This window comes from Paraburkholderia sp. 2C, from assembly GCF_054589215.1.
Genome location: NZ_BAAILL010000036.1, coordinates 531,730 through 542,975, shown reverse-complemented (window position 1 = coordinate 542,975; position 11,246 = coordinate 531,730). Strand labels below are relative to the sequence as shown.

The window sequence follows — 11,246 nt, the reverse complement described above, 5'->3', positions numbered from 1 at the left end:
CACGTACTGGAACGACGCGAAAAAGCCGCGCCGGCCCTGCAGCGCGACTTCGCTCATGTACGTGGCGCTCGTGCCGTACTCGCCGCCCACCGAGAGTCCCTGAAACAGGCGCGCAATGAGCAGCAGCGCCGGCGCGAGCACCCCGATCTCGGCGTACGGCGGCAGCACCGCAATGACCAGCGAGCCGCCGCACATCATGAATACCGACACCATCATCGCGAAGCGCCGGCCGCGTTTGTCGGCAAGACGACCGAAGAACCAGCCGCCGATCGGTCGCATCAGGAAGCCCGCGGCGAACACGCCCGCGGTGTTGAGCAGCTGTGTGGTGGTATCGCCCTTCGGGAAGAACGCGGGCGCAAAGTAGAGCGCGCAGAACGAGTAGACGTAGAAGTCGAACCACTCGACGAGATTGCCCGATGAAGCGCCGACGATCGCGAAGATGCGGCGGCGCGTATCGTGCGCGGGGGTGAAAATAGTCTGGTCGACCATGATGCTTTGGCTGTCCCTTGTTGGAATGGGTGTGAGCGGTCGAGCTGCCGCTCTTCGAATTTCACTTTCAGTTTACATTTGTCGCCCGCGCGACGTTCATATAAATGAAAGCTCGCGCAGGGTCCGTATGTTAACGGATATCGACGCGCGCCGGGAGATGAAATAGCGTTGTCGGCAGGTTAAAGATCGCGCCCGCGTACGGTTGCGGCGCAGCATGCGGCTAGGGCTCGAGCGCGAGCGTTCCCCGCCGGACAGGCCGTTGCAGGCATCCGGGCCCAATAAAAAGCCAGCCTCGATGAGGCTGGCTTTGCGACAACTTCCGGCCTGGCGGCCGTAAAACATCAGTAATAGAAGAAAGGGGATCAGATCCTTACTGTCGGCGCCATGTAACGGCATTCGTAGCGTTTGCGCACGGTCCCGTTCTCGTCGACGCTCTCGAGGAACACGTCGAATTGCCACAGCCGTGCCATGTGCTTCAACACTTCTTCGCTGTCATTCGACAAATGACGGTTGTCGCTCATGAAGTGCCGCAGCGTCAGACTGCGGTCGCCGCGCGTATTGACCGACCACACCTGAATGTTCGGTTCGCGGTGGTGAATATCGTACTGCCTGGACAGCGCCTGCCGCACGTACTGATAGCCGCTGTCGTCGTGAATCGCGGACACTTCGAGCGCATCGCGCATGTCGTCGTCGAGCACCGAGAAGAGCCGCATTTCGCGGATCAGATGCGGAGACAGATATTGCGCGACGAAGCTCTCGTCCTTGAAGTTGCGCATCGCGTAGTGCATGGCCGGCAACCACGGGCTGCCCGCCAGCTCCGGGAACCAGCGGCGATCTTCCTCGGTCGGGTTCTCGCAGATGCGGCGGATGTCGCTCATCATCGAAAAGCCGAGCGCGTACGGATTGATGCCGCTGTAATACGGCTTCGTGACCGGCGGCTGGTAGACCACGTTGCTGTGCGAGTGCAGGAACTCCATCATGAAGCCGTCTTCGAGCTTGCCCTCGTTGTACATCGTGTTGAGCAGCGTGTAATGCCAGAACGTCGCCCAGCCTTCGTTCATCACCTGCGTCTGGCGCTGCGGATAGAAGTACTGACCTATCTTGCGCACGATGCGGATCACTTCGCGTTCCCACGGCTCGAGCAGCGGCGCGTTCTTTTCCGCGAAATACAGCAGGTTTTCCTGCGGCTCCGGCGGATAACGGCCTTCCTCTTCCTCGGGCAGCGGCACGTGCTTACTCGGCAGCGTGCGCCACAATTCGTTGACCTGCGATTGCAGATACGCTTCGCGCTCGCGGCGCGCTTCGAGCTCTCTTTGCAGCGACAGCTTTTGCGGCCGCTTGTAGCGGTCCACGCCGTAGTTCATCAGTGCGTGGCACGAATCGAGCAGCTCTTCGACACGATCGAGCCCATAGCGCTCTTCGCAATCGGCAATGTAGTTCTTCGCGTAGACGAGGTAATCGATGATCGCGTGCGCATCGGTCCACAAGCGGAACAGGTAGTTGCCCTTGAAGAACGAATTGTGGCCGTAGGCCGCGTGCGCGATGACGAGCGCCTGCATCGTCATCGTGTTCTCTTCCATCAGGTACGCGATGCACGGGTTCGAATTGATGACGATCTCGTAGGCGAGACCCATCTGCCCGCGCCGGTAACTCTTCTCGGTCGACAAGAAATGCTTGCCGAACGACCAGTGACGGTAGTTGACCGGCATGCCGACCGACGCATACGCATCCATCATCTGCTCGGAGCTGATCAGCTCGAGCTGGATCGGGTACACGTCGAGTTCGTATTGCTCCGCAACATGCGAGATATGCGTGTCGTACTCTTCGATCAGCTCGAAGGTCCAGTCGGACGGGCACGGCAACGGCCGTCTATCGGCAACATTCATACGGACTTCCCTTTGCCCAATGGAGGGCGCCCCGGTTTGTCCCTGTGCTTGACCGCCTTCACGTGGCCCGCTTTTTCCGGCGTCGGGTACGTAGACCTTGTGTACGCCGGTTTCGGCATGCTCCACCTTATTGCCTGTCTGCACGCCTTTCTTGCGCTCCGGCTCATCGCCTCGCGCCTCGTTATGCAAGTGTCGCGTCGTCATACTTCCACATGCTTCTCGAACAGTTCACGGAACACCGGATAAATATCCGCGGCTGTCTCGACCTTCTTCATCGCCAGATGCGGCACTGTCTGCGCGAGCTGCGCATACTCGAGCCACAGGTTCTGCTCTTCAGGCGTAACCTGAATATAAGCAAAATACCGCACCTTCTCGAGTATGTCATCTGCGAGGATCTTGCGGCATTTGGGCGAATCGTCGGTCCAGTTGTCGCCGTCCGACGCTTGCGCGCCGTAAATATTCCATTCAGTGGGTGAATAGCGCTCGTCGAGGATTTTCTGCATCAACTCGAGCGCGCTCGATACGACCGTGCCGCCGCTTTCGGTCGAATGAAAAAACGTGTCTTCGTCGACTTCTTCCGCGCGCGTGTGATGGCGGATGAACACGACCTCGATGCGTTCATAGTTCCGCTTCAGGAACAGATAAAGCAGGATGAAGAAGCGCTTGGCGAGGTCCTTGCGTTGCTCGTCCATCGAGCCCGACACATCCATCAGACAAAACATCACCGCCTGGCTCGACGGCTGCGGCTGCTTCACGCGGTTCACATAGCGCAGATCGAACGGGTCGATAAACGGAATGCGCCAGATGCGGCCGCGCAAATGGTGAATCTCTTCTTCGAGCAGCTTGATCTCGTCACGGCGATCGGCCGGGTCGGCCTTCATCTCGTCGAGCTGTTGCTCGAGGTCATGCAATTCGTTGACGAGCGGCGCGCCCAGCGCGATTCGCCGGCCTAGCGCGCTACGCAGCGAGCGCACGACGTCGATATTGTTCGGCGTGCCTTCGGCGGCCCAGCCCGCACGGATGCTTTTCCACGTGGGCACCGCGAGCAGATGCGTCTTGACGAGACGAGGCAGTTCGAGGTCGTCGAAGAAATACTGCATGAATTCTTCGCGCGAAAGCTCGAACACGAAATCGTCCTGCCCTTCGCCTTCGTTGCTCGCACTGCTTCCGCCGCCGCCACCGCCGCCCCCTTGCGGACGCGGAATCCTGTCGCCGCGAATGTAGTCGGAATTGCCGGGATGGACGATCTCACGCCGGCCGCCCGGGCCATGCCGGAACGACGGTTCAGCGATGTCCTTGCGGGGAATCGTGATGCTCTGCGTGCTCTGAATGTCCTTGATGCTGCGGTCGCGCACCGCGTCGGACACGGCGCGCCGAATGTAACCCTTTACGCGACGCAAAAAGCGTTCGCGGTTTGCGATGCTCTTGTTCTTGCCAGCCAGCCTGCGGTCGATGATTTGATGAAGCACACCGGGTCTCCCGCTTCGATGTCGAACACGCAAGACGCAAGTTGTGCATGCAACCTCAGGTCCATGCCGCTTGCGACTTGCAAGGAGCCCGCGCGGCGCCGTTCGGAAAACCCGCGCCGCGCGGGCTGTGCGTGCCGCGTGTCATGACGACTTGCGCACGCGCAGATACCAGTCACACAAGAGCCGTACCTGCTTGGGCGTATAACCTTTTGTGACCATCCGGTTGACGAAGTCTTCGTGCTTGCGCTGCTCCTCCGCCGACCCTTTCGCATTGAACGAAATGACCGGCAAAAGTTCTTCCGTGTTCGAGAACATCTTCTTTTCGATCACGACGCGCAGCTTCTCGTAGCTGATCCACGCGGGATTCTTGCCACCATTCGCCGCACGCGCGCGCAACACAAAATTGACGATCTCGTTGCGGAAGTCCTTGGGATTGCTGATGCCCGCGGGCTTCTCGATCTTCTCCAGTTCCGCGTTCAGCGCGGCACGGTCGAAGCTCTCACCGGTGTCATGATCGCGGAACTCCTGATCCTGAATCCAGAAATCCGCATACGTGACATAGCGGTCAAAAATGTTTTGACCATACTCGGAATACGACTCCAGATACGCGGTCTGAATCTCCTTGCCGATAAATTCCGCATAACGCGACGCCAGGACGTCTTTGATGAACGACAGATACTTCTGTTCGGTTTCCGGCGGAAACTGCTCGCGCTCGATCTGCTGTTCGAGCACGTACATCAGATGCACCGGGTTGGCCGCGACTTCCGTCGTATCGAAGTTGAACACACGTGACAAGATCTTGAACGCGAAGCGCGTCGAGACACCGGTCATCCCTTCGTCAACACCTGCGAAGTCACGATATTCCTGGTATGACTTGGCTTTCGGGTCTGTGTCCTTCAGATTCTCGCCGTCGTACACCTGCATCTTCGAGAAGAGGCTCGAGTTCTCGGGCTCCTGCAAACGCGTCAGCACCGACATCTGCGCCATCATTTTCAGCGTGCCGGGCGCGCAGACCGCATTCGCGAGCGACGAGTTACGCAGCAACTTCTCATAAATTTTCATTTCTTCCGAGTAGCGCAGGCAGTACGGCACCTTCACCACGAAGATCCGGTCAAGCAACGCTTCGTTGTTGCGATTGTTACGGAATGCCTTCCACTCGGATTCGTTCGAGTGCGCGAGAATCACGCCGTCGAACGGTATCGCGCCGAACCCTTCCGTGCCCTTGAAGTTGCCTTCCTGTGTGGCAGTAAGCAGCGGGTGCAGCACCTTGATCGGCGCCTTGAACATTTCGACGAATTCGAGCAAGCCCTGATTCGCGAGACACAAGCCACCGGAATAGCTGTATGCATCCGCATCGTCCTGCGCGTATTGCTCGAGCTTGCGGATATCGACCTTGCCGACCAGTGACGAAATGTCCTGGTTGTTCTCGTCGCCAGGCTCCGTCTTCGCGATGCCGATCTGCCGAAGAATGGAGGGATAGCGGCGCACGACGCGGAACTTGCGGATATCGCCGTTGTACTCGTGCAGCCGCTTCACGGCCCACGGGCTCAGGATGCTCTTCAGGTAACGGCGCGGAATGCCGTATTGCTCCTCAAGAATCGGGCCGTCTTCGTCATAATCGAAGAGACCGAGCGGCGATTCGTTGACGGGTGAACCCTTGATCGAATAGAACGGCACGCGTTCCATCAACTGCTTGAGACGCTCCGCAATGGAAGACTTGCCCCCGCCCACCGGCCCCAACAGATAGAGAATCTGCTTCTTTTCTTCGAGCCCCTGAGCAGCATGCCTGAAGTAGGCGACAACCTGCTCGATCACATCTTCCATTCCGTAGAACTCACGGAACGCGGGGTATACCTTGATGACCTTGTTCGCGAAGATCCGCGACATGCGCGGGTCGTTACGCGTATCGATCTGTTCAGGCTCTCCGATTGCCGTCAACATGCGCTCGCCAGCAGTGGCGTACGCGGCGGGATTGTCTTTGCAGAGCGCGAGGTACTCTTCGAGTGAAAATTCCTCCTCTCTCGTTTTCTCGAAGCGGGTCGCGAAACTGCTGTAGATATCCATGCTACCTCCTCGCCGAAGTCTGGAACGATGTCGTGCGCGGCGCGCTATCAGGAAACGCCATCGTTCGAATTCATCCTAAACCCTTTTAAATTTTTTTTCACGAACTACGTTAAGAAAACGCGTCAAACCGAGTACGGGCAAGCTTCACTTGTGGACGCCGTTTCGGTCACCTACAATCTCGGGCCGCTCGCGACGATCAAAGCGCGAATCAATGCGGCCTGTCATGGCAAATGCGGTGGCCAATGCGCTGCCAGTGTGCGGCTCGAGGCCAACTTCGGCCATGCCAACTGCAAGCGCTGAACTGCCGGCCACTACGCTCAACTTGCGTGACGCGTTGCATGCAACGTACCTCAAACTGCGTTTGCGTGCGCGATTGCGCGCAGCAAGCACTTCCATCATCTGTTCCCCGCGCGGCGACATCGTTGCCCGCAACACGCATTTAGCGCGACGCCTGCCGCGCCGGCACGCGTGTCGCATTTTCCGGCACCTTCGCAAACCCGTCAGCCGCGTGCCGTGTGGCGCCACACATTGCGGCGCACCGTCAGCGCGCGACGCGGCTCACAGTGTTGTCTGGCGCTCGTACCTGCGTCGATTCGCTCGCCATGCTGCTTACGTTAACGTGCGCAATGCCGCAATCGACGACATTGCAACGCGCTGTTACACGTTTGTGCGTGCCCGACTATTCGTCCCCGCATACCTGATTTCGTTCAACATCGACTGACAACGTTTCATGACGCGCGTGCACCAACGAACACCGTGCAAGTCACGCGCCGCATGGCAGTTTTTTGTCCGTTCTGCGCCCTGCATTCTTCGCCGCACCACGCGCCGATACCCGCGTCGCCCGTATGGTCGGCCGACGAGATTCGCGACGACGCTCACGTGTGCGCGGCACCGCATACCGATCGCTGCGCGTCCAACGAAATCGCCTCGACGGTGCGCGGCTGCCGCATGTTTTATTGGACTTCCCGCCTGTATGACGGTTTGTCGGAGCGATGTCTGAATCCGTAGATACACCGTGTGCGCAGCGCCGTTCGTTGCGCACCGGTCGCCAGTCAGTCTGTCGTGTATCGAAACACTGTCCGTCATCGTCACAACCAATCAGACCGATAGTCGATGCAACGCGCACGAAACACTTTCAACGGTAGAAAGAGGCGGAGTTCAGAGCAGTTCGACTTCGACTTCGCCGAGGCCGTCGATATGTCCGCGCACCATGCCCGGCTCGCCGATCATGTGCGCGCCGACATAGGAACCGGTCGTAATGGTCCAGGCCGGCTCGATCGTGATGCCCATCGCCGCGCAATGGTTGACGAACCACACCAGCAGTTCGCGCGGGTCGCCGGCCGGATTGCCCGGTGCTTCCGGCACCAGCGATGCGCCGTCGAACGCAAGTTCCAGTTCCGGCGAGACGAAGTCGAAACTGCGCGCAAAGCCCGCATAGCTGACCGGATGGCCGGTCACGAGCGCGCCATTATTCTGGGCGTCGGCAAGCTGCGCGAGCGGCGCGATATTCGGCCATTCGGCAAAGCGGCTATCGACAATCTCGAGGGCCGGCACGACCGCGCCGACGAGCGCGAGCACTTCGTCGCGCGCATAGGTTTGACTGCGTGGCGCGACGGGCTCGGCAAAACGGAACGCAATTTCGAGTTCGATCAGCACACGAAAGAAAGACTGACGCTCGATGCGCGCCGGCGACGCGAACGTGAGCGGCGCCGGAATCGGCGCACCCGACGCGTCGCCGCCCGGCGAACGGGCACCGATTTTCCACGCGCCGGTCGCGCAGCCAAGGCCCTCGATCACCGCCTGCTGGATCGCGTACGCGGTGGCCGCATCGGGCGGCAGGCAGCTCGAAGGCAACGATTCGATTGCGCGGTGCTGGCGGCGCGCCGAGATCAGGCGTTGCGCGAGGTCTTGTTGCGTCATGGCGTTCCTTTCTGGCTGTCGTGCTTCGCAAAACAACGTGCGCTTGGGCTGGCTCGAATCGCGAACGCCGGAACGCGCGCGAACGTTAAATGCCGCCGCTTTTTTGCGGATTCCGGACGTTTTCGAGTGCGCATTCAGACCGCATTCGGGCCCGGCATCCAGACTGCGTTCAGACCATCCAATACGCTTTCAAACACGCGTGACAGGGCACAACGATGCACATCGCGGTTCGTGTAGCAACTTGCGTACACGCGCGGATCGAGTCACTCGACTGCCGTGCCCGCCAATGTACCGGAACAATGTCGCGGCGGGTCGATTCGAGTGTAGAGAATGCAAAAAGGATCGCCACGCGCGAACGCATGGCGCGGCGTTGACGGAACCGGTGCCGTGGCGCCCCACTGCGATGCACGGCGTCGGCTCGTGGCTATCTCGTGCGGGCAACACCTAACGGTGATGCCGACGGTGGCGCGAACGGCGACGCGCCGGCGGAACGACCGATCAATAAAAACGTGGCCTGGCGGCCGCGTCAAATGACGCGAAGCCGCGCCGGCGACTCAAAACGTCTCCCAGTCCTGATCCGCCGCGCCTGCACCGGCGGTTTGTCCAGCCGCGCCCGAAGCGGCAGGCATCAATGAGGCGATGCGGCTTTCATTGTGCACTGCGGTTTGAGCGCTCGCCGGCGCGGCTCGCTGCGCCGACGCCTTCTGCCCACCCGGACGCGCAACGCGCTGCGGCGCTGCCCTTTGCATGGCCGGCTTAGGTGCGGCCGGCTTAGGTGCGGCCGGCCTGGACACGGCCGGCGCGGGCGTCGCCCCGGTCTTGCCGGGCGGCACCCCACCGCCGACCGCGGCCGCCGCGCCCTCGTCGATATCGAACACGGCAACCGCGGTGCGCAGCTTCTGCGCCTGGTCCTCGAGCGACTGCGCGGCCGCTGCCGCCTCCTCGACCAGCGCTGCGTTCTGCTGCGTCGCTTCGTCCATCTGCGTGACCGCGCGCGCGACCTGATCGATGCCGCCGCTCTGTTCGGACGACGCCGCGGCGATTTCGCCCATGATGTCGGTTACGCGCTGCACCGCACCGATGATTTCCGTCATCGTGCGGCCCGCTTCGTCGACGAGCGCCGAGCCCGACTGCACGCGATCGACCGACGTGTCGATCAGTTCCTTGATTTCCTTCGCCGCCGCCGACGAGCGTTGCGCAAGGCTGCGCACTTCGCCCGCGACCACCGCGAAGCCGCGGCCTTCTTCGCCCGCGCGCGCCGCCTCGACCGCCGCGTTCAGCGCGAGGATATTGGTCTGGAACGCGATGCCTTCGATGATCGTGATGATGTCGGCGATCTTCGCCGAACTCTGGTTGATTTCGCCCATCGTGCCGACCACCTGGCCGACCACGCCGCTGCCCTTGTTCGCAATCTCCGAGGCGTTCGCGGCCAGCGCGCTCGCCTGGCGCGCGTTTTCAGCGTTCTGCTTCACGGTGCCGGTCAGCTGCTCCATGCTTGCGGCTGTTTCCTGCAACGCCGACGCCTGTTCCTCGGTGCGCGACGACAGGTCGATATTGCCGGCCGCGATCTCGCGCGTCGCGGTGGCGATCGAATCGCTGCCCGAGCGCACCGTGCGCACCGTCGCGACGAGGCTCTTCTGCATCTTCGCGAGGCCCTCGATCAGTTGCCCCATCTCGTCGCGCGACTTCGCGACGACCGGCCGGCGCAGATCGCCGGCGGCGATCGCATCGAAATGGTCGAGTGCTTCGGCGAGCGGCCGCGCAATCGCGCGGCGCAGCGTCAGGTAAGACACGAACGCTGCAATCATGCCGGCGACGAGCGCCGCGATGCTGACCACGCGAAATGTATTGAAGCTCGACTGCGACGCGTCGTAGCCGCTTTGCGCCCGCTCGAACTGAAGCTTGCGCAGGTCGGCTGCCGCATTCGCCATCTCGTTGTAGGCAACCTGCAAACGGTTCGCGTCTTCGACGAGCTTGCCCTGATCGTTCGCGGTGATCGTCGCGGCGAACGCGTCGATCGCCCGATAGTACGCATCGCGCTTCGCGCCGACGCCCTGCGCGATACGGTCCTCGTTGGCGTCGCGCGGCAGATCGAGATAGCGCTTCCAGCCCTCCTCGGCCAGACCGTGCAGCATGTGCGCGCGCTCGATCGTCGACTTCGCCTCCGGCGTGCCGATCTGCAGCGCCGCGCGGTCGAGCGCGAGGCGTTCGCGGCCCGCGTAAATCTCCATCTTGTCGATCGCGACCGCGGACGGCATCGAATTGCCATACATGATGTGCAGCGCGTCGTTTGTGCGGCCCATGCCGAGAAGGCCAAGTGCACTGGTTGCGGCGAGCAGCGCGGCGAGGAAAGCCATGGCCACGCCAATCCGTGCCTTGATCGTAATGCCCTTGCTCATGTTGTTTGTCTGCCTGTCAGGTGTGATGGCTGCATGCGCAGTCCAGGCGCCTTGGTCCGAGAATGGGATGAGACGCTCTGAGGTTGTTTACGACAGGCCTGTAAAAATCTTGAAATTTCTATATGGTATGAGGAATATGCGCGATGGGATTGAAATTATTACAATTCCGCTACATCAAATTGTAGTAATGACGAGGCTCGATAGGCGAAGCAGTGCTACGCCACGCGAAGCATGAGTCGATTGAAGAGAGGGGAGACGAAGCGGGTACCGAGTGCGCTAAGGTGCGAAAAGCCCCGCATGCACTGAAATGCCGTGCGCAAGCCCAGGGTGCACTTTCCCGGACGCATTGTCGCGCCACGCGTTGTTACGTTGCTTCGTTGCAACTGGCGCCTATCGGTTTGCGTCGACTTCGGCGCGCGTTGGAATGGACGGCTGCGCGCCGGCGCGCGTCACGGAGAGGGCCGCGGCACGCTGCGCGAAGCGGATTGCGTCGTCAACCGGTGAGCCTTGCGCGAGTTGTGCGGCAAAGCCGCCGATAAACGTGTCGCCGGCTGCGGTCGTATCGACGGCTGCCACGCGCGGAGCCGCGAAGTGGGCAGGCAAGGCGTCACCGAGCGCAGCCAGCACGCCCTGTGCGCCGAGCGTGATGATGACATTGCGCGCGCCCGCTTTGCGCAGCGCCGCGGCGGCCGTGGCCGCTTCATCCGGCGTACGCACAGGCAGACCTGTCAACGTCGCCGCTTCGAGTTCGTTCGGAATCAGATAGTCGACCAGCGGCAGCCAATGCGACGGCAGCGGCCCGGTCGCGGGCGCCGGATTCAGCACGACTGTCTTGCCCAAACGCCGGGCGGCCGCGAGCGCCGCCTCGACCGCTTGCGGCGGTGTCTCGAGCTGACAGACCACCACTTCCGCGGCGGCCAGCACCGTCTCGTGATGCGCGATCGTCGCCGGCGTCACCTCGCCGTTGCTGCCGGCAACGATCACGATCGCATTCTGCGAGCCGTCGTCGACGACGATCA

General features: G+C 61.3%; 6 protein-coding genes and 1 pseudogene. All 7 read right to left on the bottom strand.

Annotated features, from left to right (window positions below; genetic code table 11):
• The coding region (locus tag ACYPXD_RS15085) for an MFS transporter (protein WP_459712594.1) at nucleotides 1-489 on the bottom strand (489 nt) is incomplete at its 3' end.
• A 362-nt stretch (nucleotides 490-851) separates the two neighbouring features.
• Nucleotides 852-2,387 (bottom strand): annotated as a pseudogene (locus ACYPXD_RS15080) (SpoVR family protein); the annotation flags it as partial.
• A gap of 188 nt (nucleotides 2,388-2,575) precedes the next feature.
• Nucleotides 2,576-3,844: a YeaH/YhbH family protein gene (locus tag ACYPXD_RS15075; RefSeq protein WP_459712592.1), complete on the bottom strand. Its 1,269-nt coding sequence runs from the start codon at nucleotides 3,842-3,844 to the stop codon at nucleotides 2,576-2,578.
• A gap of 141 nt (nucleotides 3,845-3,985) precedes the next feature.
• Nucleotides 3,986-5,908 carry a PrkA family serine protein kinase gene (locus tag ACYPXD_RS15070; protein ID WP_075157018.1) on the bottom strand — a complete coding sequence of 641 codons (1,923 nt, stop codon included), beginning with the start codon at nucleotides 5,906-5,908 and terminating at the stop codon, nucleotides 3,986-3,988.
• A 1,158-nt stretch (nucleotides 5,909-7,066) separates the two neighbouring features.
• Nucleotides 7,067-7,828, bottom strand: coding sequence for a 2-keto-4-pentenoate hydratase (locus ACYPXD_RS15065; RefSeq protein WP_459712589.1), 762 nt, complete (start codon nucleotides 7,826-7,828; stop codon nucleotides 7,067-7,069).
• A gap of 554 nt (nucleotides 7,829-8,382) precedes the next feature.
• Nucleotides 8,383-10,227, bottom strand: a complete 1,845-nt coding sequence (locus ACYPXD_RS15060; protein WP_459712587.1) for a methyl-accepting chemotaxis protein — start codon at nucleotides 10,225-10,227, stop codon at nucleotides 8,383-8,385.
• Nucleotides 10,228-10,617: 390 nt separating this feature from the next.
• A partial coding sequence (locus tag ACYPXD_RS15055; protein ID WP_459712585.1) for a PfkB family carbohydrate kinase occupies nucleotides 10,618-11,246 on the bottom strand: 629 nt, incomplete at its 5' end.